General features: G+C 70.2%; 22 protein-coding genes and 2 pseudogenes. 21 read left to right on the top strand and 3 right to left on the bottom strand.

Annotated features, from left to right (window positions below; genetic code table 11):
* The first annotated feature begins 267 nt into the window (after window positions 1–267).
* Window positions 268–1,271: pseudogene (locus ACQPXS_RS20005) on the top strand (IS5 family transposase).
* Between the two features lie 167 nt (window positions 1,272–1,438).
* Here the strand turns inward: ACQPXS_RS20005 and ACQPXS_RS20000 are convergent.
* Window positions 1,439–1,570: a hypothetical protein gene (locus ACQPXS_RS20000; RefSeq protein WP_433450733.1), complete on the bottom strand. Its 132-nt coding sequence runs from the start codon at window positions 1,568–1,570 to the stop codon at window positions 1,439–1,441.
* Window positions 1,571–1,741: 171 nt separating this feature from the next.
* On the bottom strand, window positions 1,742–1,915 hold the full coding sequence (locus ACQPXS_RS19995; RefSeq protein WP_433450732.1) for a hypothetical protein: 174 nt from the start codon (window positions 1,913–1,915) through the stop codon (window positions 1,742–1,744).
* A gap of 98 nt (window positions 1,916–2,013) precedes the next feature.
* Between ACQPXS_RS19995 and ACQPXS_RS19990 the strand changes: the two are divergent.
* From ACQPXS_RS19990 to ACQPXS_RS19925, 14 genes and pseudogenes are all read left to right on the top strand, one after another.
* Window positions 2,014–2,865: pseudogene (locus tag ACQPXS_RS19990) on the top strand (helix-turn-helix domain-containing protein).
* A gap of 7 nt (window positions 2,866–2,872) precedes the next feature.
* Window positions 2,873–3,070 carry a DUF397 domain-containing protein gene (locus ACQPXS_RS19985; RefSeq protein WP_356312103.1) on the top strand — a complete coding sequence of 66 codons (198 nt, stop codon included), beginning with the start codon at window positions 2,873–2,875 and terminating at the stop codon, window positions 3,068–3,070.
* Between the two features lie 137 nt (window positions 3,071–3,207).
* Window positions 3,208–3,633 carry a WXG100 family type VII secretion target gene (locus ACQPXS_RS19980; protein ID WP_433455874.1) on the top strand — a complete coding sequence of 142 codons (426 nt, stop codon included), beginning with the start codon at window positions 3,208–3,210 and terminating at the stop codon, window positions 3,631–3,633.
* 57 nt (window positions 3,634–3,690) lie between these two features.
* On the top strand, window positions 3,691–4,002 hold the full coding sequence (locus ACQPXS_RS19975; protein ID WP_356312108.1) for a WXG100 family type VII secretion target: 312 nt from the start codon (window positions 3,691–3,693) through the stop codon (window positions 4,000–4,002).
* Window positions 4,002–5,696, top strand: coding sequence for an RNase A-like domain-containing protein (locus ACQPXS_RS19970; RefSeq protein ID WP_433450731.1), 1,695 nt, complete (start codon window positions 4,002–4,004; stop codon window positions 5,694–5,696). Before ACQPXS_RS19975 ends, ACQPXS_RS19970 begins: the two co-directional genes overlap by 1 nt.
* Before the next feature lie 19 nt (window positions 5,697–5,715).
* A complete protein-coding gene (locus tag ACQPXS_RS19965; protein WP_433450730.1) occupies window positions 5,716–6,204 on the top strand; it encodes a hypothetical protein in 489 nt (162 codons plus the stop codon).
* 53 nt (window positions 6,205–6,257) lie between these two features.
* Window positions 6,258–6,557 (top strand): RNase A-like domain-containing protein, encoded by a 300-nt coding sequence (locus ACQPXS_RS19960; protein WP_356312115.1) that lies wholly within the window; start codon window positions 6,258–6,260, stop codon window positions 6,555–6,557.
* 22 nt (window positions 6,558–6,579) lie between these two features.
* Complete coding sequence (locus tag ACQPXS_RS19955; RefSeq protein ID WP_433455872.1) at window positions 6,580–7,254, top strand: contact-dependent growth inhibition system immunity protein; 675 nt, start codon at window positions 6,580–6,582, stop codon at window positions 7,252–7,254.
* Between the two features lie 114 nt (window positions 7,255–7,368).
* Complete coding sequence (locus ACQPXS_RS19950) at window positions 7,369–7,962, top strand: CGNR zinc finger domain-containing protein (protein WP_433450729.1); 594 nt, start codon at window positions 7,369–7,371, stop codon at window positions 7,960–7,962.
* 217 nt (window positions 7,963–8,179) lie between these two features.
* Window positions 8,180–8,764 carry a sigma-70 family RNA polymerase sigma factor gene (locus ACQPXS_RS19945; RefSeq protein ID WP_030167252.1) on the top strand — a complete coding sequence of 195 codons (585 nt, stop codon included), beginning with the start codon at window positions 8,180–8,182 and terminating at the stop codon, window positions 8,762–8,764.
* A gap of 62 nt (window positions 8,765–8,826) precedes the next feature.
* Window positions 8,827–9,594: an anti-sigma factor family protein gene (locus tag ACQPXS_RS19940; RefSeq protein WP_433450728.1), complete on the top strand. Its 768-nt coding sequence runs from the start codon at window positions 8,827–8,829 to the stop codon at window positions 9,592–9,594.
* A 228-nt stretch (window positions 9,595–9,822) separates the two neighbouring features.
* Window positions 9,823–12,210: a HelD family protein gene (locus tag ACQPXS_RS19935; protein ID WP_433450727.1), complete on the top strand. Its 2,388-nt coding sequence runs from the start codon at window positions 9,823–9,825 to the stop codon at window positions 12,208–12,210.
* Window positions 12,211–12,599: 389 nt separating this feature from the next.
* Window positions 12,600–14,015, top strand: coding sequence for an NAD-dependent malic enzyme (locus ACQPXS_RS19930; protein ID WP_351809240.1), 1,416 nt, complete (start codon window positions 12,600–12,602; stop codon window positions 14,013–14,015).
* A gap of 348 nt (window positions 14,016–14,363) precedes the next feature.
* A complete protein-coding gene (locus tag ACQPXS_RS19925; RefSeq protein ID WP_023550134.1) occupies window positions 14,364–14,645 on the top strand; it encodes an HU family DNA-binding protein in 282 nt (93 codons plus the stop codon).
* 135 nt (window positions 14,646–14,780) lie between these two features.
* On the opposite strand, the gene murA is transcribed toward ACQPXS_RS19925, so the two are convergent.
* A complete protein-coding gene (gene murA, locus ACQPXS_RS19920; protein ID WP_351809237.1) occupies window positions 14,781–16,121 on the bottom strand; it encodes a UDP-N-acetylglucosamine 1-carboxyvinyltransferase in 1,341 nt (446 codons plus the stop codon).
* 276 nt (window positions 16,122–16,397) lie between these two features.
* On the opposite strand from murA, the gene ACQPXS_RS19915 reads away from it, so the two are divergent.
* From ACQPXS_RS19915 to ACQPXS_RS19890, 6 genes are all read left to right on the top strand, one after another.
* Window positions 16,398–16,970: a YqgE/AlgH family protein gene (locus ACQPXS_RS19915; protein ID WP_351809234.1), complete on the top strand. Its 573-nt coding sequence runs from the start codon at window positions 16,398–16,400 to the stop codon at window positions 16,968–16,970.
* Window positions 16,971–16,999: 29 nt separating this feature from the next.
* A complete protein-coding gene (locus ACQPXS_RS19910) occupies window positions 17,000–17,278 on the top strand; it encodes a DUF3039 domain-containing protein (RefSeq protein ID WP_143638399.1) in 279 nt (92 codons plus the stop codon).
* A gap of 171 nt (window positions 17,279–17,449) precedes the next feature.
* Window positions 17,450–19,117, top strand: a complete 1,668-nt coding sequence (locus ACQPXS_RS19905) for a beta-N-acetylhexosaminidase (protein ID WP_433450726.1) — start codon at window positions 17,450–17,452, stop codon at window positions 19,115–19,117.
* A gap of 258 nt (window positions 19,118–19,375) precedes the next feature.
* Complete coding sequence (locus ACQPXS_RS19900; RefSeq protein ID WP_433450725.1) at window positions 19,376–20,269, top strand: FAD binding domain-containing protein; 894 nt, start codon at window positions 19,376–19,378, stop codon at window positions 20,267–20,269.
* Window positions 20,266–22,239 (top strand): 2Fe-2S iron-sulfur cluster-binding protein, encoded by a 1,974-nt coding sequence (locus ACQPXS_RS19895; RefSeq protein WP_433450724.1) that lies wholly within the window; start codon window positions 20,266–20,268, stop codon window positions 22,237–22,239. The genes ACQPXS_RS19900 and ACQPXS_RS19895 overlap by 4 nt, the downstream gene beginning before the upstream one ends.
* Window positions 22,236–24,545, top strand: a complete 2,310-nt coding sequence (locus ACQPXS_RS19890) for a xanthine dehydrogenase family protein molybdopterin-binding subunit (protein WP_365333394.1) — start codon at window positions 22,236–22,238, stop codon at window positions 24,543–24,545. The genes ACQPXS_RS19895 and ACQPXS_RS19890 overlap by 4 nt, the downstream gene beginning before the upstream one ends.
* The last annotated feature ends 143 nt before the right edge of the window (window positions 24,546–24,688 follow it).

Genomic DNA, 24,688 nt, shown 5'->3' with positions numbered 1-24,688 from the left:
CTCGCTGGTGACTGGGGCGCCGTCTGCCGGGCCTCGGCCTCGACGGCACGGAGCTCAGCGATTGCCGCGCGGAACTCAGGGTCCTCCCGGCGGTCCGTGTTGTGCACGGAGTCGAGGGCGGCCCGGTATCGGGCACCCAGGTCAGGCCGTCGCTCGATCTCCACATGGTTCTGCCAGTGGGTGAGCCAGTACTAGGGCCTGTGTGAGGTCGTGATCAATCTCGGGTTCTCGTCCCGTGTGGGGACGGGACCTGGTAGGACGCTGGGTGTGACACGTAGGCAACTCACCGACGAGCAGTGGGAGTTCATCGAGCCGTACCTGCCGATAGGCGAGTACGGTCCGTACCCCGAGCGGCTGCGGGAGCAGTTCGAGGGGGTGATCTGGCGGTTCCGGTCCAGCGCTCAGTGGCGCGAGATGCCCTCCGAGTTCGGACCGTGGGCGACCGTTTACGGGCGCTTTCGCGTGTGGCGGGACGCCGGGGTCTTCTCCGCTCTTCTGGAAGGCATGATCGCCGAGGCCGCCCGCCGGGGAGAGACGGACTTATCCCTGGTCAGCGTGGACTCCACCACTGCCCGCGCTCACCACGACGCGGCCGGGATGCGCATCGGCAAGGACGTCATGGACGCCCTTGAGGAAGCCGCCGCCGAGCAGGAGCGGGCCCGGCAAAAAGGGGCGGCCCGCCAGAACAGAACGGACAGGACGGCAGGGACGACCCCGAGCAGGAAGAGCGACGGCGGATCAGGCGGCGGCGCAAGCTCCGCTTGACCCAGGCCCTGCTCGGCAGATCCCGTGGTGGACTGACGAGCAAGATCCATCTCGCCGCCGACCGCAAGTGCCGTCCGCTGTCCCTCGTACTGACCGCAGGACAGGCCGCCGATAGCCCGCAGTTCGTCCCCGTGCTGCAGAAGGTGCGCATCCGTCTTCCCGTTGGTCGGCCCCGGAGCCGGCCCGACGCTGTCGCCGCCGACAAGGCCTACTCGTCCCGCGCTAACCGCTCTTACCTGCGGAAACGCAACATCAAGGCAGTCATCCCGGAGAAGAAGGACCAGACCGCCAACCGGAAGAAGAAAGGCCGCCGGGGCGGCCGCCCCACATGCCACGACGGCGATCTTTACAAGGAGCGGAACACCGTAGAGCGGCTCATCAACAAGTTGAAGGCCTGGCGGGGTATCGCCACTCGGTACGACAAGACGCCCGAGAGCTACCTCGCCGGCCTCCACCTCCGCGCGTCGATGATCTGGATCAACGACCTCCTGAAGACAACTGGATGATCACAACATCACACAGGCCCTAGAGGTGTCCGAGCTTGCCGTCCTGGAGGGCGGCCTTCAGAGCCTGCTCCCTGTGCTGTTCCATTTCGCCCAGACGGTGTGGAGCGATATGCGCTAGCGCGATGAGCCTCGCAGCGGGAGTGAGCAGCGACGTGCCGCAAGGGTCGTCATGCAATGGCCTGCCCCGCTCCTGCAACCGGCTGCCCGCCCACCTCGAACCACAGCAGCTTCCCGGCGCCGCGCTCCACCGGGCCGTCACCGATGCGGACGCCGCCCCACCAGTCGGCGTACTCCTGCACGAGGTGTAGCCCACGCCCACTTTCGCTGTCCGCCGGGAGGGGCGGCAGAAGGTCCCAAGGGGGCTCGCCGAAGGGGGCGGGGATACGCGGGTGACTGTCCCAGAGCCCGACCCTGAGCCTCCCGTCCGCGAGGGCGGTGAGCCGGAGGGAGGCGGGGCCGCTGGTGTGAAATTAGGCGTTGGTGACCAGCTCGGAGGTCAACAACTCGACCGAGTCGAGAACTTCGTGTCTGCCGTGTCCGCCCAAGATGGCCCGTACGGTCATACGTGCGACGCGTGCCGCGCGGGGATCATGGGGCAGGCGAAGCGCGTACACCCAGGTGTGGGGCAGGGATACGGTGCCCATGAAGACCTCCGTCGAGAGAAGGGAATCGGGCTCTCTCAACGACCACGCCGGGCGGTGGCTTTGCCTGGGGAGGTGCGCTTCCGGCTTAAGGGGTCAGCGTGCCGCCGACCAAAAGTCCTACGCTCCGGCAGCGACGACTGGGTGCGGAGCTGCGTAAACTCCGTGAGCGGGCTTGGGCTGACCGCTACGAGTGCCGCCGGGCTCCTCGGGGTCAACCAGGCGCGGATCAGCATGATCGAAACGGGCCGCACGCCCATTAGCGCCGACTGGTTGCGCTCCATGGCACGTGCTTACGCCTGCTGCGATGAGGACCTCGTGGACGCACTGGCTTCGATGACAGGTCGGCGTACTCGCGGTTGGTGGGACAGTCACCGGGACCACTTGCCTGCTGGTCTCATCGACCTTGCCGAGCTGGAGTACCACGCGTCGGCGCTGCGCGTTGCCCTGGTGATCCACATCCCGCGCTGCTCCAGACAACCGACCATGCCCGGGCCCTCTTCAAGGAGGCCGTGCCGGCGCTGCGGCAGTACGAGATCGAGCACCGGGTCAGCCACCGGATCAAACGGCAGGAAATCTTGCACCGGCAGAATCCGCCCCCGTACACGGCGGTGATCCATGAGTGCGCACTTCACATGGGGTACGGCGGCCCTACCACTGTGCGTGCTCAGCTCAAGCATCTGTTGGACATGAGCGAGTTGGACCAAGTGACCGTGCGGGTGATCCCGTTTGGCAAGGGTTCGTTCCCCGGCAATGGGCAGTCCGTCGACTATCTGGCGGGGCCGGTGCCGCAGCTCGACACCGTTCAGTTGGATGCTCACCATGGCTGCGAGTTCCTCGATGCCGAGGCTCAGTTGGAGAAGTACCGGCTCGTGCTCGACCGAATGGAGGAGAACGCGTTCGAACCCGCAGAGTCCCGTGACCTGATCCACCGCATCGCCAAGACCATCTGAGGGAACCGTGTCCGAACTCCACTGGCAGAAGTCCACCTACAGCCCTGACGGCTCGAACTGCGTCGAAATAGCCCCTACCCTCACCACCATCCACATCCGCGACTCCAAGACTCCCACCGCCGCCTACCTGACCGTCACCCCCTCTGCCTGGGCGGACTTCCTGGCGCACACGACTGAGACCAGGGGCGCAAGCGGACCGCGTTGACGGTGGTTGCAGGAAGCCGACCTGGACATGGGACTGACCGCCTTCGGCGAGGGGCAGCTCACCTCGACAGCTACCGTCCGTAGGATTATCTCAACAATGAGATGCTCGGGTTGTCGATGCAGGCGGAGGCGGAGGACATGGCCGTTCGGGGGACGGATTCAGGGCGTGGCGGCAGCGCCGACCTGCGGGTGTCGTCTCAGGACCTCACCAAGCTCGCTGACGACCTCGATGACATGCAGGACCACCTCGACAAGCAGGTCCGGCGCATGGACGAGCTCGTCGACCGTATCGAGGCGGGCTGGCGCGGCCCGGCGGCAACGGCGTACCGGGAGTTCCATCGCGCGGCCGCCGAGGACGCCGTACGTATCCGGGAAGTGATGAAGGGCCTGGAGCAGGCGGTACGGATGAGCCGTGACGGCTTCAGCGCCGACGATCTGCACGTGCTCGAACAGATGCGGCGGATCCACGTGGACGTCGACAGCGAGGTCGACAAGCTCTCCACGCCGAACACCGGAGCCGACGACACATCGACTCGCCCGCGCAGCAGCCTGGACGGCTTCTGACGGCTCCGACGCAACCTGCCTGTCTCAGGGCGCAGTCACCGACACCCAGGGGGAATCATGTCGACTGGTGCCGACAACGACCACATAACCGTCTCGTTCGCCACGCTCCATGAACTCGCCGTCGAGCTGGAAGACATCCTCAAACAACTCGACGGCAGGCTGGGCGATCTGTACGACCGCGTCGAACCAGTCGTACTGTCCTGGAAAGGCGAAGCCCGCGAGATCTTCGTCAAGAAGCTCGACGAGTGGGACCGCTCTGCGCGCGACCTGCAAGCGGCCCAGAAGTGGCTGCACCAGTACGTCACTACCGGGCACGCCAATTACTCGGCAGCGCACAAAGCGGTCCTGCGCGGCTGGGGAGCCGCCTGATGGCCACTCCGGCGGCCCCCAGGCACGGGACGATCGATGTGACGCCATCGGTTCTCTACCAGGTTTCCACCAACGTGGCGGGCCAACAGGACCCTCTCGACCAGGGCATCAGGGCGTTTCTCGACGAGCTGGCGCGGTATCCGGACGGCGGTGGCAACGGCTCGGCCATGAAGGGCTTCACGAAGGCCTACCTGAAAGTCGCCGACCGGTTCCTCGAAGTGTGGGCCAAGTCCGTGGTGAGCGTCGGCGGTGCTGCCGTCGGATTCACCACCACCGCCAACAACTACGTCGCGGCCGACCACGCCACGAACCCCTCGCCGACGGGTCATCCGACGCAGCGACCCGTTCCTCATGTGATCGACACGCCGCCCAAGTACGGTCCGGTCACCGATTTCGAATGGGGGGACTTCGACGCCGGTCAAGATTTCATGCAAAAGGCCCTGGAAGGTCTGGAAGGTGCAGTCCTCGCCGTCATGCGCCCCTTGCTGGAACACGAGTGCCGCTGGGGCAAGGCGGCGAAGATCCTCCCACTGCCCAATCATCTGCGTCTGTATTCGATCTCTGAGACCTGGAGGATGCCGCAAACCACGCTCAGTATGGTGGACGGGATGCTGACCAGCCTTATCGGCGGCATCACCGACCAAGCCAACCAGGAGTGGTATGACGCGATGCGGCAGTTCTGCAGCACGCTGTGGGGAACCTCCGCCTGGGGCCAGACCCGAGAGGGCTACGACTGGGCGAACGACGGCGCGCACAAGAAGGGGACCAGCCACCCGGTCTTCGCCGTGCTGTTCGACACCTGCGATGCCATGGTCGATGCCGTGTTCCACGTGGCCCAAGCGGCGGAAGACGTTCGCAACGACTTGCACCGTATCTATCGGCAAGCCGTAGAGGACAGCATCAAGCAGCTCGATCCACGAGAATTGGACGTCACGGACGCCAAGAGCCTGATGAAAGGGCTTTGGCACGTGGGAAAGGGCTTGGTTGCGGACGTATCGGTCGGTATTGTCCTGAATATCGACGAAGGCGCCATGAATGACGCCGTTGATACCTACAACAACCGGGTCCATCGTCAGAGGCGGCGTATCAAGGGCCTGATGTCGGCACTGGACGAGGCTTATACGAGCGCACCGACCTTCATTGCCGAATCAGCCAGATCAGAGGCGTTCGGGGCGCGCGCCCTGACCGACTTTAAAGGGAACCCGCTGTACACGGTGCCGGGGGACAATGAGGCCAACCACAGATACCCGATCGACCTGGCAAATCAGGAGGGTGTCCACGGGAGTCATGTCATTGACAAACACGTGGGCAAGACCGATGAGCAACTCGCGCAGCGGCTCAGAGATCAGCCGTCGATTCCCGCTGCATCCAGCTTCACCGATCTGACAATCGCCCAGAAATACACACAAGACACGGTGGAATATGTGGGTCCGCCCGCTAATTCAGGGCAGAAGAATGAAGGCGTCGATAACCACGAAAAGATCAAGAAGTGGCTCTCTAAACCGCGTAAAGATAATTCAATTCTGAATCTGGATCCGGTGGAGTTCAATTCCGTGACCGGTCGTACCATCGAGGCAAGCAACCCGAGGGCGAGTGCGGCGCAGGACGCACACTCGGTAGAGGTCGTACTCAAGTACAAGAACGGCCTTCACCCGCCCTACGTGGTCTACACGTCCATGCCGAGGCTTCCGTGAGCAGGCCGTGGGAGGATCTGTGACGAACAGGAAGACGGGTCTGCCCGCCTGCGCGCGGGGGCGTTTCGACGAACGTCAGTCCTTCGCCGCGCTCGTGGCCCGCAGAGGCGCGGACTGGAACGACACAGTGATGGAAACGATCCAGGGGAATCCCGTGCTCCGGCAGGTCGATCGCGGAGAATTGCGAGACAGTATCCTGGAGGTCTCCCTCGCTCAAGCTCTGGAGTTGGCCGGGCTGATTTCGGCCGGATCTCTTCTGTATGGCCCTCATGAATCCCTTCGCGCACCGGATGTGGAACGTGACATTTGCCTGCGGGAAATATTGAGGGCCGTAGGGGATGGCGCACGTTTCTTCACCAATCACGGGCACGCGGAAGACGGTGAAGAGGCTGACTTCCTGGCCTCGTCATTCCACGCCAATGTCCTCGCCGGGACCACCATAGACATCTGCCTCATCGGGGTGTCGGACGAGAATGTCCTGGTGCTCTGGCGTTTCGAGGACGACTGATCCGTTCGCGTCGCCCAACCGCCGCCCCCACAGCACCGAGGAGAGGACTGAAGGTGCGTACCCGCTCCGCCACCTACCCCGACCGCGAGACCGCCCAATGGGCCACCCAGCAGGTAGTCACCGCCAACGAGCAGGTCATCCACCGGTGGCTCGCCCGGTCCACGCGCCCTCGCCTGACCATCGAGGCCGCCTGGCCGTCGCGGTCCGAGCCCGTCGGCCGGGTTTTGTTGCAGGCGATGATGCTGGCAGGACGTGAGCCGGTCGACGCGCGCGCGGCCAGGGTGATCCTCAAGCGGGATGCCTCCCGCCCGCACGGCTTCGCCGTTCACGCCACATTCCCCATCTACCTGTAGTGACCTGTTGAGGTTGACCACCGTGCCCCTGAGCCCCCTTGAACACGACCGCCACTACGGCGAACTCGACCAGGTCATGCGTGCCTACCTCGGGCAGCCGGCCGACGACACCCCCGACAAGCCCAGTCAGGCGCTTACCGCCTACCTCCGCCACACCTGGCACACCCGCCCCTGGGCTCTCGCCATCGCGGAACGGCAGCTGCGGGACTACGCCGACAATCCGCCGGGACGGCTCAGGCTGCGCCTCGGCGAGTTCTACGCCATCCCCGACGTCGGCCTGTCCGAGGCTGACATCCAGCAGTGGCTGTACTGCCTCGCGGACCACATCAAGCACAGCATCGAGACCGGAGAAGTACCGCCTCCGACGTCCCCCGACACCCAGTGGGAATGGCACGCCCGCTTCCCCGAACTCGGCCAGTTCCTCGGCGGCTGGTTCTCCCAGGACATGCCGGACGAGTTCGACGATCACGATGCAGCCGTCGATGACTACCGGGGCTCCACCAATCCGCAGCTCGTAGCCCGTCTCGTCGGAGAACTCCATGAGCTGCTCGCCCTGGATCTGGACGAGAGCGACTATGCACTCGCGGTCGCCGAACTGGGCATGGAAGTCGACCCACCTGCGCCGTACTCGCCGAGCGGCTGGCTGGCGCGGGTCGCCGAGCAGCTTGCCACGCCACCCACGCAGGCGAAGATCTAGAAGCGCCGGAGTAGGTGTGAGGGGTTCCGGCCCAGGCCGCGGGCGGGCACTGTGAAGAGGAGAGGCCCACAGAGAAGAGCCCCCACGCTTCCTGCCCTAGGCGGTGACAGGCACATGGCACTGGGTACGGCCACACCCCCGTACGAGCCGCGGTTCGACGCCGGACGGATCTGTCTGGACCTGCTCGCGACCACGCATCCGGCCGAACGGCTGGACGGCGTGGAGGCGTTGTGCGCGTGGATCGGCGGGGTGGGGCTCGTGCCGGAGGGGACGGCGCTCGGTCATGCCGACGCCACCTGGCTCGTGGGGTTCCGGGAACTGCGCGCGCACATCGGGACGTTGGTGCGCGGCCCGCACGCGCCGGGCGCGTCGTCGTACGAGAGCGCGCTCCGGAGGGTCAACGAGGTCGCCCATGCCGCGACCCCGGTCCCGCGTGCCGTGCGCGGTGAGGACGGCGTGCTCACAAGGGAGTTGGCCGACCCGCCGGCCTGCGCCGGACTGCTCGCGCTCGTCGCGCGGGACGCCGTGGACCTGCTCACCGACCCCATCGCGCGGGCGGCCGTCCGGGAGTGCGAGGGTGACAACTGCCCGCTCGTGTACCTGGACACCTCCCGCGGGCGGCGCCGGCGGTGGTGTTCCAGTGAGGTCTGCGGGAACCGGGAGCGGGTGGCCCGGCACCGGCGGCGGGCCGCGGTCGCACGGGCGTGATTTCCATAACACCAGGTTTGGTTGGGCCGTACACGGGGATCCCGCGTCCTTCGCAGCGGCGTGTCTGAAATGTGAAGATCACGTGGTGGGATTGTGGTCGCATGTCCCGCTCGTCACAGCACCCCGGAGAAAACTGTCACTTCCGTTTGAACGCCGTGCCGCCTCCTTCCGTACGGGTGGGCGAGCGACCGACTGGGGGAACCCCCGGACACCGGAGGTGGGCGTGCGCAAGGATGCGGCCGTGGCCAATGAACGTGGATCGAGGGCCCGACATCGCATGTCCTCACAGCCCTCGGAACCGGATGAGGAGTTGATGCGTGCGCTGTATCGAGAGCACGCCGGACCCCTGCTCGCGTATGTCCTGCGGCTGGTCGCCGGTGATCGGCAGCGCGCCGAGGACGTCGTACAGGAAACGCTCATCCGTGCCTGGAAGAACGCCGGTCAGCTCAATCGGGCGACCGGTTCGGTACGCCCCTGGCTGGTGACGGTCGCGCGCCGCATCGTCATCGACGGCCACCGCAGCCGGCAGGCCCGGCCGCAGGAGGTCGATCCGTCGCCGCTGGAGGTCATCCCCGCGGAGGACGAGATCGACAAGGCGCTGTGGCTGATGACGCTGTCGGACGCGCTCGACGACCTGACCCCGGCCCACCGGGAGGTGCTCGTCGAGACGTACTTCAAGGGGCGTACGGTCAATGAGGCGGCCGAGACGCTGGGGATACCCAGCGGCACGGTGCGCTCTCGGGTGTTCTACGCCCTGCGATCGATGAAGCTGGCACTGGAGGAGCGGGGGGTGACGGCGTGATGAGCAGTGGTTACGGGGGAATGCAGGGATTCGGTGCGGGTGGTCCGGGTATGTCTGGGCCCATGAGCCCCCAATCGGGATCTTCGGTGCCGAGCGAGCACGAGACCGTCGGCGCCTACGCCCTCGGGATTCTCGACGACGCCGAGGCAACCGCTTTCGAAGCGCACCTCGCCGGCTGCGAGTGGTGTGCCCAGCAGCTGGACGAGCTGGCCGGGATGGAGCCGATGCTGGCCGCGCTCGCGGACCTGCCGGGCTCCGGCAGCACCCCCGCGATCGGCGAGTCGCTGTCCGCCAGGCCCAGCCCGCGGATCGTGGAGAAGCTGGTCGACGAGGTCACGGAGAAGCGCGCCCAGAAGCGCCGGCGCAGCTTCTACATGATCGCGGCGGCGGCCGCGCTGATCATCGCCGGGCCCCTGGCGGCGGTGGCGGTCAACGGCGGCTCGGATGGCGGCGGACAGGTCCAGGCGTCCAGCGCCCAGACCACCTTCGCCTCGCTGCCCGAGAAGAAGTCGGCCACGGACCCGTCGTCCCAGGTCAGCGCGACCGTCGGCATGGCGCAGAAGGACTGGGGCACCCAGGCGGTCCTGGAGCTGAAGAACGTCAAGGGCCCGCTGAAGTGCTCCCTGGTGCTCGTCGCGAAGAACGGGCAGCGGGTGACCATGTCCTCCTGGTCCGTGCCGGACTGGGGCTACGGCATCCCGAACGGGACGACGCCGGAGTCCAGGAAACCGCTCTACATCGGCGGCGCGGCGGCCTTCAAGCCCAACGAGATCGACCACTTCGAGGTCGTGACCTTCCAGGGGAAGAAGCTGGTGCAGGTCGACGCGTAGCGCCTGCGGCGGATCCGGCCGGGGGGTGCGGTGTGCGGGGAGTGCCGCCTTCCGGGGCTGCGCCCCAGGCCCCCAGGCCGGGTCCCGGCGTGTTCCGGACGGGTGCCGGCTGCCCGCACCCGTGGGACTGTCGCGCATTCACCGCGCCCCTGAGCTGCCGTCCCGTAGCTTTGACGGCCCCCCTTCGCGTACGGTTGACGGCTGCCCAGCACGTCAGAAGGGGGCCCGGTGGCCGCTCAGGTTCAGCAGTCCGCGGTCGGCTCGGTACACGACGCACACGACTCCGTCCGCGACCGAGAGATCAGCGTCGAACAGGAACACCTGGACCGGGTGTACCGGCGGCTCGAGGAGAAGATCCACGAGGCCGAGTTCCTGATGCACGACGCGGCCAAGCGCGGCCAGGTCGGCACCCCGGGCGCGCTGGCCGAGCGGGACGCCCAGGTCTTCCGGGCCGGCATCCACCTGAACCGGCTCAACAACGAGTTCGAGGACTTCCTGTTCGGGCGAATCGACCTGCTGCTCGGCAAGGACGGGAAGAAGGGGCCCGACGGGGCCTACACGGCGGTCGAGCCCGCCGAGGGTGCCGTACGCGACGACAACACCGCCGACATCGCCGAGACCCTGCACATCGGGCGCATCGGCGTGCTCGACGAGGACTACGCGCCGCTGGTCATCGACTGGCGGGCGCCCGCCGCCGCCCCCTTCTACCGGGCCACTCCGGTGGACCCCGGGCGGGTCGTACGGCGCCGGGTGATCCGGTCCAAGGGCCGCCGCGTGCTCGGTGTCGAGGACGATCTGATGCGGCCCGAGCTGACCGCCCGCCTCGACGGCCGCGAGCTGCCCGTGATCGGCGACGGCGCCCTCATGGCCGCCCTCGGCCAGGCCCGCAGCCACACCATGCGGGACATCGTCTCCTCCATCCAGGCCGAGCAGGACCTGGTCATCCGCGCCCCCGCCGCCTCGATCACGTATGTGGAGGGCGGCCCCGGCACCGGCAAGACCGCCGTCGCCCTGCATCGTGCCGCCTACCTGCTCTACCAGGACAGACGCCGGTACGCGGGCGGCATCCTGATCGTCTCCCCGACCCCGCTGCTCGTGGCTTACACCGAGGGCGTGCTGCCCTCGCTCGGCGAGGAGGGCCAGGTCGCGATCCGTGCGATCGGCTCGCTCGTCGACGGTGCCGAGGCCACGCTGTACGACTCCCCGTCCGTGGCCCGCGCCAAGGGCTCGTACCGGATGCTGAAGGTGCTGCGGAAGGCGGCCCGGGGCGCCCTGGAACTGGGACCGGCGGGCACCGGCGCCACGGGGCAGCTCGCCCTGGACGACGACGCCGACGACACCGACGACAGCGAGCGGCGGTCCTTCGACGGTCCGCCCACCCGGCTCCGTGTGGTCGCCTTCGGGCGCCGCATCGAGCTGGAGGCGGCGGAGCTGGACCGCGTCCGCCGCACCGCCCTCGGCGGCACCGCGCCGGTCAACCTGCTGCGCCCGCGCGCCCGCAAGCTGCTGCTGGACGCCCTGTGGGCCAAGTCCGGGGCGGCCACCCGGCACACCGACCCGGAGCTGGCCGCCGAGCTGCGCTCCTCCTTCGACGAGGACGTCACGTCCGAGGACGCCTTCCTCGCCTTCCTCGACGCCTGGTGGCCCGAGCTGACCCCGAAGGCCGTGCTCGCCGCCATGGCCGACGAGCGGCGGCTCGGCCGCTGGGCGCGCCGGATCCTCACCCCCGGCGAGGTCCGCAGGGTCGCCCGCTCGCTGAAGCGGGACGGGCACTCCGTGCACGACATCGCCATGCTGGACGAACTCCAGGCGATCCTCGGGGCCCCGGCCCGGCCGCGCAAGAAGCGCGAACTCGACCCCCTGGACCAGCTCACCGGGCTGGAGGAGCTGATGCCGGTGCGCGAGGAGTCGCAGCGGGAGCGGGCCGAGCGCCTCGCGCAGGAGCGCACCGAGTACGCGCACGTCATCGTGGACGAGGCGCAGGACCTCACCCCGATGCAGTGGCGCATGGTCGGCCGCCGCGGCCGGCACGCCACCTGGACCGTGGTCGGCGACCCGGCCCAGTCCTCCTGGTCCGACCCGGACGAGGCGGCCGAGGCCCGCGACGAGGCCCTCGGCACCCGGCCCCGGCGCCGTTTCCAGCTCACCGTGAACTACCGCAACCCGGCGGAGATCGCCGAGCTGGCCGCCAAGGTGCTCGCGCTCGCCATGCCCGGCTCCGAGGCGCCCAGCGCGGTCCGGTCCACCGGCGTCGAGCCGCGCTTCACGGTCGTCGAGCAGTCGCTGGCGGACACCGTGCGGTCCGAGGCCCAGCGGCTGCTGGACCGGGTGGACGGCACGGTCGGCGTGGTCGTCGCCATGAACCGGCGCGAGGAGGCCCGGCGCTGGCTGGCCGGGCTCGGCGACCGGGTCGTCGCGCTCGGCAGCCTGGAGGCCAAGGGCCTGGAGTACGACGCGACGGTGGTCGTCTCGCCGGCGGAGATCGCCGACGAGTCGCCGGCCGGGCTGCGCGTGCTCTACGTGGCGCTGACCCGGGCCACCCAGCGGCTGACGGTGGTGTCGGGGGAGCGGGACGAGCCGGACGCGGCCGGGGTGCCGGACCTGCTGCGGGACTGAGTTTCCTGTGAACCTCCCGTACGGGAATGGCCCCGGGGCGTCGGTTTGTTAGCCTGGACGTGGCACCGGCTCGATCCAAGCCCCCGGGCCCAACCTTTGTCCCTGCGAGGGACCACTTGCCGCGAGGCGAGCATGGCGGGTCGGTGTCATCAGCGTGAGGGAGACCCACATCACGAACGTGATGTGGGTCTCTTTCTTTGCCCTGCGCGCCCCTTTTCCCGCCTGATCGTTTCTCGTATGGTGGAAGTGGTTTTCCGAAAATGCGCGGCAACCAGGCACCGCTCATGAACACAACGTCCGCAATCCAGGGCGACTACCGCGTACTCCGCGGTAGGTGCGACGATCGGACGGCACAACTCGCGACACGGTGAAAGCAGAGGAAGTCGGCCATGGCAACGGCGCCCAGCGTCTCCTACTCGATGACCATCCGGCTGGAGGTGCCCGCGAGCGGAACCGCCGTCTCGCAGCTCACCACCGCCGTGGAGTCCTCCGGAGGCTCGGTCACCGGCCTCGACGTCACCGCGTCCGGCCACGAGAAGCTCCGCATCGACGTCACCATCGCGGCCACCTCCACCGCGCACGCCGAGGAGATCGTCGAGAAGCTGCGCGGCATCGAGGGCGTCACCCTCGGCAAGGTCTCGGACCGTACGTTCCTGATGCACCTCGGCGGCAAGATCGAGATGGCGTCGAAACACCCCATCCGCAACCGTGACGACCTGTCCATGGTCTACACGCCGGGTGTGGCCCGCGTCTGCATGGCGATCGCCGAGAACCCCGAGGACGCCCGCCGCCTCACCATCAAGCGCAACTCCGTTGCGGTCGTGACGGACGGCTCCGCCGTGCTGGGCCTCGGCAACATCGGCCCGAAGGCCGCGCTGCCCGTCATGGAGGGCAAGGCGGCCCTCTTCAAGCGCTTCGCCGGCATCGACGCCTGGCCGATCTGCCTGGACACCCAGGACTCCGACGCGATCGTGGAGATCGTCAAGGCGATCGCGCCCGGCTTCGCCGGCATCAACCTGGAGGACATCTCCGCGCCGCGCTGCTTCGAGATCGAGGCCCGGCTGCGCGAGGCCCTCGACATCCCCGTCTTCCACGACGACCAGCACGGCACCGCGATCGTCGTCCTCGCCGCCCTGACCAACGCACTTCGCGTCACGGACAAGGCGATCGAGAACATCCGGGTCGTGATGTCCGGCGCCGGCGCGGCCGGTACGGCCATCCTCAAGCTGCTGCTCGCCGCGGGCGTGAAGAACGCCGTCGTCGCCGACATCCACGGTGTCGTCCACTCCGGCCGCGAGGACCTGGTGAACGCCCCGGCCGACTCGCCGCTGCGCTGGATCGCCGACAACACCAACCCCGAGGGCCTCACCGGCACCCTCAAGGAGGCCGTGCGCGGCGCCGACGTGTTCATCGGGGTCTCCGCCCCGAACGTGCTCGACGGCGACGACGTGGCCGCCATGGCCGAGGGCGCGATCGTGTTCGCGCTCGCGAACCCCGACCCCGAGGTGGACCCCGCAATCGCCCGCCAGACGGCGGCCGTTGTGGCCACCGGCCGCTCCGACTTCCCGAACCAGATCAACAACGTGCTGGTCTTCCCGGGCGTCTTCCGCGGCCTGCTGGACGCCCAGTCCCGCACCGTCAACACCGAGATGATGCTGGCCGCCGCGAAGGCCCTCGCCGACGTGGTCAGCCAGGACGAGCTGAACCCGAACTACATCATCCCGAGCGTCTTCAACGACAAGGTCGCGGGCGCCGTCGCCGGCGCCGTCCGCGAGGCCGCGAAGGCGGCGGGCGCGACGGCCTAGCCCCCCTCCTCGCCGCTCCGCCGGGTGACGGCGGGGCGGCGGCCGGGCGACGTCCCGGTGACGCCGTGCCGTACTGTGCAGGGGCTGTGAGGATCACCACGGCGGCCCCCGCATCGGCGCGTCGTGGAACCAGCCGATGCCGGGCGCCCTCTAGGGTGACGCCGAGCGGGCGCTTTTCGTGTGACTCCCCAGGGTGTTCTCACGACTCCTACGGGTGCCGGATTGGCTTTACCGCCGCAGGTAGGGGCAGGATGCGTCCCTGGGCGCGAGCGCATCGGCATCGCAGTGCCTCGGGCGGGTCCGCCGCGTGGCACACCCCAACGGCAAGAAAAACACGGGAGTAACAACATGAACCGCAGTGAGCTGGTGGCCGCGCTGGCCGACCGCGCCGAGGTGACCCGCAAGGACGCCGACGCCGTGCTGGCCGCGTTCGCCGAGACCGTCGGCGAGATCGTCGCCAAGGGCGACGAGAAGGTCACCATCCCCGGCTTCCTGACCTTCGAGCGCACCCACCGTGCCGCTCGCACCGCGCGCAACCCGCAGACCGGCGAGCCGATCAACATCCCCGCCGGCTACAGCGTGAAGGTCACCGCGGGCAGCAAGCTGAAGGAAGCCGCCAAGGGCAAGTGACCTTGTCGTCCGTACGTCATGGGACGACGTACGGTGCGTTCTGACGCACGATGACGTCAAGACGCACGATGACGCCAAAGGGGCGGCCCTCCTTCACCGGAGGGCCGCCCCTTCGTCGTACGGCGCGGGAACCCGTCAGCCGAGCGCCTTGCCCGGCAGCTCGACCTTCGCGCCCAGTTCCACGAGCTTCTCCATGAAGTTCTCGTAGCCGCGGTTGATCAGTTCGATGCCGTGGACGCGGGACGTGCCCTCGGCCGCCAGGGCCGCGATCAGGTACGAGAACCCGCCGCGCAGGTCGGGGATGACCAGGTCGGCGCCCTGGAGCCGGGTGGGTCCGGAGACGACCGCGGAGTGCAGGAAGTTGCGCTGGCCGAAGCGGCAGTCGGAGCCGCCCAGGCACTCGCGGTAGAGCTGGATGTGCGCGCCCATCTGGTTCAGCGCGGACGTGAAGCCCAGCCGGGACTCGTACACCGTCTCGTGGATGATGGACAGGCCCGTGGCCTGGGTCAGCGCGACCACCAGCGGCTGCTGCCAGTCGGTCTGGAAACCGGGGTGGACGTCCGTCTCCAGCGCGATGGACTTCAACTGGCCACCGGGGTGCCAGAAACGGATGCCCTCGTCGTCGATCTCGAAGGCGCCGCCCACCTTCCGGTAGGTGTTCAGGAACGTCATCATCGAGCGCTGCTGGGCGCCGCGGACGTAGATGTTGCCGTTGGTCGCGAGCGCCGCCGACGCCCAGGACGCGGCCTCCAGGCGGTCCGGGAGGGCGCGGTGGGCGTAGCCGCCGAGCTTGTCCACACCGGTGATGCGGATGGTGCGGTCGGTGTCCATCGCGATGATCGCGCCCATCTTCTGCAGCACGCAGATGAGGTCCTCGATCTCCGGCTCGACGGCCGCGTTGGACAACTCCGTTACGCCCTCGGCGAGTACGGCCGTCAGCAGCACCTGCTCGGTCGCGCCGACGGACGGGTACGGCAGCCGTATCTTCGTGCCCCGCAGGCCCTTCGGGGCCTCCAGGTACTGCCCGTCCGCGCGCTTCTCGATCGTCGCGCCGAACTGCCGCAGCACGTCGAAGTGGAAGTCGATGGGCCGGCCGCCGATGTCGCAGCCGCCGAGGCCGGGGATGAACGCGTGGCCGAGGCGGTGCAGCAGCGGGCCGCAGAAGAGGATCGGGATACGGCTGGAGCCCGCGTGGGCATCGATGTCAGCCACGTTGGCGCTCTCGACGTGCGTCGGGTCGAGCACCAGCTCCCCGGGTTCCTCGCCCGGCCGGACCGTCACGCCGTGCAGCTGCAGCAGGCCGCGGACGACCCGCACGTCACGGATGTCGGGAACGTTGCGCAGGCGGCTCGGCGCGCTGCCCAGGAGGGCGGCGACCATGGCCTTCGGTACGAGGTTCTTCGCACCGCGGACACGGATCTCGCCCTCCAGCGGGGTTCCGCCGTGGACAAGCAGGACATCGTCGTTGACGGTCATGTATCTCGCGTTCCGATGAGTTGGGCAGGGGCCGGCCGATCACTGTGCGCGGGGGCCGGGAAGACAGGGTAATCGCCGATCACCCCCCGTTCGGAAGCCCAAGGACCGCCCAGTCGCGTCATAGCTGTGTCACAACACGAACCGTGCGCTATCGGGCACATGGGGTCACCGGCTCCGGGCGTGCGCCCGGGGCGCTTGCGTACACGCTGAGCTGCGTTCACTCCCGCACCCCGATTGGCTCCCCACCGAAGGGGAAGATGCGGGATCATGTCTGGCATGACCGAGGTGTCCTCGCTCACAGGGCGGCTGCTCGTGGCCACTCCCGCCCTGGCGGACCCGAACTTCGACCGCGCTGTGGTGCTCCTTCTCGACCACGACGAGGAGGGCTCCCTCGGTGTCGTCCTCAACCGCCCCACCCCTGTGGACGTGAGCGACATCCTGGAAGGCTGGGCCGATCTCACCGGCGAGCCCGGGGTGGTCTTCCAGGGCGGACCCGTCTCGCTGGACTCGGCGCTCGGCGTCGCGGTCATCCCGGGCGGCGCGAACGGCGACCTCGCCCCGCTGGGCTGGCGCCGGGTGCACGGGGCGATCGGCCTGGTCGACCTGGAGGCCCCGCCGGAGCTGCTCGCCTCGGCCCTCGGCTCCTTGCGGATCTTCGCCGGATACGCCGGCTGGGGCCCCGGCCAGCTGGAGGACGAGCTGGTCGAGGGCGCCTGGTACGTGGTCGAGTCGGAGCCCGGGGACGTCTCCTCACCGGCCCCGGAGCGACTGTGGCGCGAGGTACTGCGCCGCCAGCGCAACGAGCTGGCGATGGTGGCCACCTATCCGGACGACCCTTCGCTCAACTGATACCCGTGCACTTCAGTACTCTGGGCGGTATGAGCACTCTTGAGCCCGAGCGCGGGACTGGTACGGGGACCCTCGTAGAGCCGACGCCACAGGTGTCCCACGGCGACGGTGACCACGAGCGCTTCGCCCACTACGTCCAGAAGGACAAGATCATGGCGAGCGCCCTCGACGGCACCCCCGTCGTGGCGCTGTGCGGCAAGGTCTGGGTGCCGGGCCGCGACCCGAAGAAGTACCCCGTGTGCCCCATGTGCAAGGAGATCTACGAATCCATGGGCAGCGGCGGCGACGACAAGGGCGGCGACAAGTAAGGTCCGTCCGCGTACGTGGGACCCCCGGTGTGCGTGCAGTGCGCGCATGCCGGGGTTTTCGCGTTCTCTGGCCAGGGAGTGGTCCAGACCTGTAGCCTCCGTTGGAGTTGTACGCAGTGGAACCGTCGTTGCACTCAGTGCGACGCAGGTGGCGGAGGTGCGACGGGCGGCATGAGTGACCAACCCGACGAGATGAGCGGCACACCCTTCCTCCTGGAACCCGGCGAGGCGCTGATTCCGGCGCCGAGCCGTGTGGTCTGGAACGCAGCCGGTTGCACGAGCCTGGACGCGGAGACGGCGCTGGAGGCGGGGGCCGGCACGGAGGGCGTGGCGCGCTGGCTGCGGGCCACTGTCGGAGCGGCGACCGGCCTGCCCTTTCCCGAGGTGTCCGGGCGCGCCAACCGCATCGCGCTGAGCATCGATCCCGGCCTGCCGCCGGAGGGCTACCGCGTCGTCATCGACGGCTATCCGTTCCGCATCGAGGGCGGCAGTGCCGCCGGTGTCTTCTGGGGCGCCCAGACCTTCCGGCAACTGCTCGGCCCCGACGCGTTCCGCCGAGCGCCGCTGCGGCCGGACCAGGACTGGGACCTTCCGGAGATCACCGTCGAAGACAGCCCCCGTTTCCGCTGGCGCGGCCTTCTCCTGGACGTGGCACGGCACTTCATGCCCAAGGAAGGCGTGCTGCGCTATCTCGACCTGATGGCGGCGCACAAACTCAACGTCTTCCATTTCCATCTGACCGACGACCAGGGCTGGCGGATCGAGATCAAGCGGTATCCGAAACTGACCGAGACCGCCTCCTGGCGGGCACGGTCGAAATTCGGTCACCGGGCCTCCCCGCTGTGGGAGGAGAAACCGCACGGGGGTTACTACACCCAGGACGACATCCGCGAGATCGTCGCCTATGCCGCCGAGCGGCATATCACCGTCGTCCCGGAAATCGACGTACCGGGCCATTCGCAGGCCGCGATCGCCGCGTACCCGGAACTCGGCAACACCGACGTCGTCGACACCACCGCCCTCACCGTCTGGGACAACTGGGGGATCTCCGCCAACGTACTCGCCCCCACCGACACCACCCTGCGCTTCTACGAGGGGGTGTTCGAGGAGGTCCTGGAACTGTTCCCCGGGCAGTTCATCCATGTCGGCGGCGACGAATGCCGCAAGGAGCAGTGGACCGAGTCGGTGACCGCCAAGAACCGGATCGCGGACCTCTCCCTCGCCGACGAGGACGAACTGCAGTCGTGGTTCATCGGCCATTTCGACGCCTGGCTCGCCGCGCGCGGACGCCGGCTCATCGGCTGGGACGAAATCCTGGAGGGCGGACTCGCCAAGGGCGCGGCGGTGTCCTCCTGGCGCGGTTACGGCGGCGGGATCGCGGCCGCGCGGGCCGGCCATGACGTCGTCATGTGCCCGGAGCAGTACGTGTATCTGGACCACCGTCAGGCCCCGGGCGAGGACGAACCGGTGCCGATCGGCTTCGTGCGGACCCTGGAGGACGTCTACCGGTTCGAACCCGTCCCGGACGGGCTCACCGAGGCGGAGGCCCGGCATGTGCTGGGCACTCAGGCCAACGTCTGGACCGAGGTGCTGGAGGACGCCGCGCGCGTGGACTACCAGGCCTTCCCCCGGCTCGCGGCCTTCGCCGAGGTGGCCTGGAGCCGGCTGCCCGCCCCCGCGGAGCGGGACTTCGTCGGCTTCGAACGCCGTATGACCGCCCATTACGCGCGACTTGACGCCCTCGGCGTGGCCTACCGGCCGCCCACCGGGCCCCGGCCGTGGCAGAAGCGCCCCGGAGTGCCCGGTCGCCCGATCGAGGGACCGCCGCCGAACAAGTGACCGCCCCGCTCGGGCGGCCGTCCCGAACAAGTGCTGGAAAACCGCGCCAGGCGTCACCGAAGAGTGTCAATCGGCGCGCACCGGCGATGCCGTACAAAACCGGACCATCTCCGCGATGAGGTGGGCGAATGCCTCCTAAGGGACCCCCGTCCTCGCCCCTTGCGAAGATGTGCCAGAGTTGCCACGTCCGCCCTGTGAGCACGTACCGTACGGCCACACAGGTGGGACCAGGTGGGGCAGCGGGAAGGGGCAGCCGGTTTGACCACGCACGCACCGCAGGCGGAGGAGGCCGTCACGCTGCCCACGACGCTGGACGAGGCCGTGGCGGCCCTCGGGGCCATGCCCGCCGCCGTGCCCGTCGCGGGCGGCACCGACCTGATGGCCGCCGTCAACTCGGGCCAGCTCAGGCCCGCCGCCCTGGTGGGCCTCGGGCGGATCAGCGAGATCCGCGGCTGGCAGTACCAGGACGGCCACGCGCTGCTCGGCGCGGGTCTCACGCACGCGCGCATGGGCCGCCCCGACTTCGCGGCCCTGATCCCGGCGCTCGCCGCCGCCGCGCGCGCCGCGGGCCCGCCGCACATCCGCAACGCGGGCACCCTGGGCGGCAACATCGCCTCGGCCGCACCCACCGGGGACGCGCTGCCGGTGCTGGCCGCCCTGGAGGCGACGCTGATCATCGCGGGCCCGGGCGGGGCCCGCCGGGAGATCCCGGTGTCGCATCTGCTGGCCGGCGTGGAGATGCTGCGCGGCGGCGAACTCATCGGCTACGTGCGCGTGCCGCTGCTGCACGCCCCGCAGGTCTTCCTCAAGGCGACCGGACGCACCGGACCGGGCCGCGCGCTGGCCTCCGTGGCCCTGGTCCTCGACCCCGCCCGGCGCGGAGTGCGGTGCGCCGTCGGTGCCATAGCGCCGATGCCGCTCAGGCCCCTGGAGGCCGAGCAGTGGGTCGCCCAGCTGATCGACTGGGACAACGACCGCGCGCTCGTCCCGGAGGCACTCAACGCCTTCGGCGAGTACGTCTCCGCGGCCTGCATCCCGGACCCGGCGCCGGAGGCCGACGGCTCGGTGCCCGCGCTTCCGCCCGCCGTACTGCACCTGCGGCGCACCGTCGCCGCACTGGCCCGACGAGCACTGGGGAGGGCGCTGTCGTGACCGACGACCAGCACGGACAGGGCACGCCCCAGGGCGGCGGACGCTGGGACCCGCTGCCCCAGGGCGACTACGACGACGGCGCCACCGCGTTCGTGAAGCTCCCCGAGGGCGGCATCGACGCCCTGCTGTCCGGCGACAGCCCGCTGGCCGCGCCGGGTCACGGCTATGTGCCGCCGCGGATAGCGGTCGCCCCCGGCACCGGCGACCCCGCCGCGACCGGCACCTGGACCGCGCCCGCGGGCGGCACCGAGTGGCCCGACCCGAACGCCGCGCCCCAGGCGCAGGCCGCCGACGACCGGTTCACCTACAGCCCCGGCGCGACCCAGCACTGGACCTTCGAGGAGCCCGCGGCGCCGGCCGCGCCCGGGCACGACGTCACCGGGCAGTGGTCGATCCCGGTCGCCGGCGGCGAGCTTCCGGACGAATCGGGCGAGTTCACCACGTCCTCCCTGGTCGAGCAGTGGGGCGGCGGCACCCCGCCGGCCACCCTGCCCGGCGGCGCGCCCGCGCCCTGGGCGACGGAGGAGGCGGCCCGCACCTGGGACCGGCCCGCCGACACCGGCCACACCGGCCTGCCCGACCACACCGACGCCCACCCGGCGGGCGGTCCGGCCGCGCCGGGGTACGCCCCCGCACCGGACGAGCGGTACGGGCAGGGCCCGGCCGGCCATGCCACGGCCGCCCAGGAGGAGTCGGGGGCCGGCGAAGCCGGTCACGGGGACGGCCGGCAGTCCGAGCCCGCCGAGGCGCACGTCGAGGCCGGCCGCTTCGAGGCGGACCACCCCGGCCGGTTCGGCGAGTCCGCCGAGCCTGCCGAGTACGGCGAGTTCGAGGAGTTCGCCGAGTCCGCGGAGCCGGGCGTGCCGACCGGATTCCCGGAGCAGCGGGCCGAGTCGGCGGCGGGACGGCGACCGGACGCGGACGGCCACGGCCCCGCGGCGGCCCCTGAGCGCCCCGCCGACGGCCCTGCGGACCACGAGGGCCCCGCAGCACCCACCGGAGCCGCTCAGGCGGCCACAGACCCCGCCACGCCCACCAGCCCCGACGCGGCGGCGGCCGACCATGCGGAACCGCGGACCCCGGCCTCCGCGGCCGTACCGGAGCACGCCGCCGACGCGCCCGAGTCCGCCGCACCCGGTGCGGACGACGAGGCCCCCACCGAGGACGGCACGCCCAGGCCCCAGGAAGCCGGCCCCGGGGAACACGCGGAGCACACCGCGCCCCTCCCGCCGCACGACGACCACCCGCTCGCCTCCTACGTCCTGCGCGTCAACGGCGTCGAGCGGCCCGTCACCGACGCCTGGATCGGCGAGTCGCTGCTGTACGTCCTGCGCGAGCGGCTCGGGCTCGCGGGGGCCAAGGACGGCTGCTCGCAGGGCGAGTGCGGGGCCTGCAACGTCCAAGTCGACGGCCGGCTGGTCGCCTCCTGCCTGGTCCCCGCGGTCACCGCGGCCGGCAGCGAGGTGCGCACGGTCGAGGGCCTGGCCGTCGACGGACAGCCCTCCGACGTGCAGCGCGCGCTCGCCCGGTGCGGTGCCGTGCAGTGCGGTTTCTGCGTGCCCGGCATGGCGATGACCGTGCACGACCTGCTGGAGGGCAACCCCGCGCCGACCGAGCTGGAGACCCGGCAGGCGCTGTGCGGCAACCTGTGCCGCTGCTCCGGCTACCGGGGCGTCGTGGAGGCCGTCAAGGAGGTCGTCGCCGAGCGCGAGGCGTCGCACGCCGCCGACGCCGAGTCGGACGCGGACGAGGCCCGTATCCCGCACCAGGCGGGCCCCGGCTCCGGCGGCGTCAACCCGTCGGCGTTCGAGGCGCCGGGCGCGTTCGACACCCCGCGGGCCGCTCCCGGCGGTTACGGCGACACGCCGCCGTACGGCACGCCCGACCCGTACGGCACACCGCCGCACGGCACCCCGGGACCGCACGACCCGCACGACCCGCACTACGGCCAGGACGGAGGCCAGGCGTGAGCAACGAAGCCGCTACGGCGACCACCGCCGCGGAACCCGCCCCCGAGGCCGAGCCGCTGCCGCACGGCCTCGGCGCCTCCCTGCCGCACGCCGACGCCCGCGCCAAGACCGAGGGCACCTTCCCGTACGCGGCCGACCTGTGGGCCGAGGGCCTGCTGTGGGCGGCCGTGCTGCGCTCCCCGCACGCGCACGCGCGCATCGTGTCCATCGACACCAGCCACGCGCGCGAGATGCCCGGCGTACGGGCCGTCGTCACGCACGAGGACGTGCCCGGCACCCCGCGCCACGGCCGGGGCACCCCCGACCGTCCGGTGTTCGCCTCCGAGGTCGTACGGCACCACGGCGAGCCCATCGCCGCCGTCGCCGCCGACCACCCGGACACCGCGCGGATGGCCGCGGCGGCCGTCATCGTCGAGTACGAAGTACTCGACCCGGTCACCGACCCCGAGCAGGCCTTCGAGGCCGAGCCGCTGCACCCCGACGGCAACCTGATCCGGCACATCCCGCTGCACCACGGCGACCCCTCGGCGGTCGGCGAGGTCGTCGTGGAGGGCCAGTACCGCATAGGGCGCCAGGACCCGGCGCCGATCGGCGCCGAGGCCGGCCTCGCCGTGCCGCGCCCCGACGGCGGCGTGGAGCTGTACCTGGCCTCCACCGACCCGCACACCGACCGCAACACCGCCGCGGCCTGCTACGGCCTGTCCCCGGATCGGGTGAAGATCGTCGTCACCGGGGTGCCGGGCGCCACCGCCGACCGCGAGGACCCGGGCTTCCAGCTCCCGCTCGGCCTGCTCGCCCTGAAGACCGGCTGCCCGGTGAAGCTCACGGCGACCCGCGAGGAGTCCTTCCTCGGCCACGCCCACCGTCATCCGACGCTGCTCCGCTACCGCCACCACGCCGACGCCGAGGGCAAGCTGGTGAAGGTGGAGGCGCAGATCCTGCTGGACGCGGGCGCGTACGCCGACACCTCCTCCGACGCCCTGGCCGCCGCCGTCTCCTTCGCGTGCGGCCCGTACGTCGTCCCGAACGCCTTCATCGAGGGCTGGGCCGTGCGCACCAACAACCCGCCCTCCGGCCATGTGCGCGGCGAGGGCGCGATGCAGGTGTGCGCCGCCTACGAGGCGCAGATGGACAAGCTGGCGAAGAAACTGGGCCTGGACCCGGCCGAGCTGCGGCTGCGCAACGCCCTCGCGACCGGTGACGTCCTCCCGATCGGCCAGACGGTGACCTGCCCGGCGCCGGTCGCCGAACTCCTGCAGGCCGTCCAGGACTTCCCGCTGCCCGCCCTGCCCAAGGACACGCCCGAGGAGGAGTGGCTGCTGCCCGGCGGCCCCGAGGGCGCCGGCGAGCCGGGCGCGGTGCGCCGGGGCGTCGGCTACGGCGTGGGCATGGTGCACATGCTCGGCGCGGAGGGTGCCGACGAGGTGTCCACGGCGACGGTCAAGGTCCACGACGGAGTCGCGACCGTCCTGTGCGCGGCCGTGGAGACCGGCCAGGGCTTCACCACCCTCGCCCGGCAGATCGTCCAGGAGACCCTCGGCATCGAGGAAGTCCACGTGGCACCGGTCGACACCGACCAGCCCCCGGCCGGCGCGGGCTGCCGCGGCCGGCACACGTGGGTGTCCGGCGGCGCGGTGGAGCGCGCGGCGAAGATGGTCCGCACCCAGCTCCTGCAGCCCCTCGCCCACAAGTTCGGCATGTCCACGGAGCTCCTCCAGATCACCGACGGCAAGATCACGTCGTACGACGGTGTGCTGTCGACCACCGTCACCGAGGCCATGGACGGCAAGGAGCTGTGGGCCACGGCCCAGTGCCGACCGCACCCGACCGAGCCGCTGAACGCCTCCGGCCAGGGCGACGCCTTCGTGGGCCTGGCCTTCTGCGCGATCCGCGCGGTGGTGGACGTCGACATCGAGCTGGGCTCGGTACGGGTGGTGGAGCTGGCGGTCGCCCAGGACGTGGGCCGGGTCCTCAACCCCACCCAGCTGGCCGCCCGTATCGAGGCGGGCGTGACCCAGGGCGTCGGCATCGCGCTCACCGAGAACCTGCGCACCCCGCGAGGCCTGATCCGCCACCCCGACCTGACCGGATACGCGCTGCCGACCGCGCTGGACGCCCCGGACATCCGGATCGTCAAACTGGTCGAGGAACGGGACGTGGTCGCCCCCTTCGGCGCCAAGTCCGTCAGCGCGGTCCCGGTCGTGACGGCACCGGCCGCGATCGCCTCCGCGGTCCGCGCGGCCACCGGCCGCCCGGTCAACCGGCTTCCGATCCGGCCGCAGGCGGCGGTGGTGACGGGCCAGTGAGCACCCGCGGCCTCGCCCGGCGGCGGTGACGATCCGCGCCGGCGCGCAACGCACCCGGCTCGGCCGACGTCCTTCCTGGTGCGGGCCGTTGTCAGTGGGGCGGCGTAGGCTGCGCAAGCAGTGGGGGCAGTCGCGCTCACGGA

Source organism: Streptomyces sp. CA-142005 (assembly GCF_050942335.1).
Lineage (GTDB): Bacteria > Actinomycetota > Actinomycetes > Streptomycetales > Streptomycetaceae > Streptomyces.
The sequence above is the reverse complement of the archived record's forward strand: the minus strand, read 5'-3'. Positions and strand labels throughout refer to the sequence as shown.

Bases quoted from the DNA above. Each gene is read 5' to 3' on its own strand.
- ACQPXS_RS19995 (WP_433450732.1), bottom strand. From the start codon at position 1,915: ATGGGCACCGTATCCCTGCCCCACACCTGGGTGTACGCGCTTCGCCTG.
- ACQPXS_RS19980 (WP_433455874.1), top strand. From the start codon at position 3,208: ATGGCCGTTCGGGGGACGGATTCAGGGCGTGGCGGCAGCGCCGACCTG.
- ACQPXS_RS19975 (WP_356312108.1), top strand. From the start codon at position 3,691: ATGTCGACTGGTGCCGACAACGACCACATAACCGTCTCGTTCGCCACG.
- ACQPXS_RS19970 (WP_433450731.1), top strand. From the start codon at position 4,002: ATGGCCACTCCGGCGGCCCCCAGGCACGGGACGATCGATGTGACGCCA.
- ACQPXS_RS19950 (WP_433450729.1), top strand. From the start codon at position 7,369: ATGGCACTGGGTACGGCCACACCCCCGTACGAGCCGCGGTTCGACGCC.
- ACQPXS_RS19940 (WP_433450728.1), top strand. From the start codon at position 8,827: ATGAGCCCCCAATCGGGATCTTCGGTGCCGAGCGAGCACGAGACCGTC.
- ACQPXS_RS19930 (WP_351809240.1), top strand. From the start codon at position 12,600: ATGGCAACGGCGCCCAGCGTCTCCTACTCGATGACCATCCGGCTGGAG.
- ACQPXS_RS19925 (WP_023550134.1), top strand. From the start codon at position 14,364: ATGAACCGCAGTGAGCTGGTGGCCGCGCTGGCCGACCGCGCCGAGGTG.
- murA (WP_351809237.1), bottom strand. From the start codon at position 16,121: ATGACCGTCAACGACGATGTCCTGCTTGTCCACGGCGGAACCCCGCTG.
- ACQPXS_RS19915 (WP_351809234.1), top strand. From the start codon at position 16,398: ATGACCGAGGTGTCCTCGCTCACAGGGCGGCTGCTCGTGGCCACTCCC.
- ACQPXS_RS19910 (WP_143638399.1), top strand. From the start codon at position 17,000: ATGAGCACTCTTGAGCCCGAGCGCGGGACTGGTACGGGGACCCTCGTA.
- ACQPXS_RS19905 (WP_433450726.1), top strand. From the start codon at position 17,450: ATGAGTGACCAACCCGACGAGATGAGCGGCACACCCTTCCTCCTGGAA.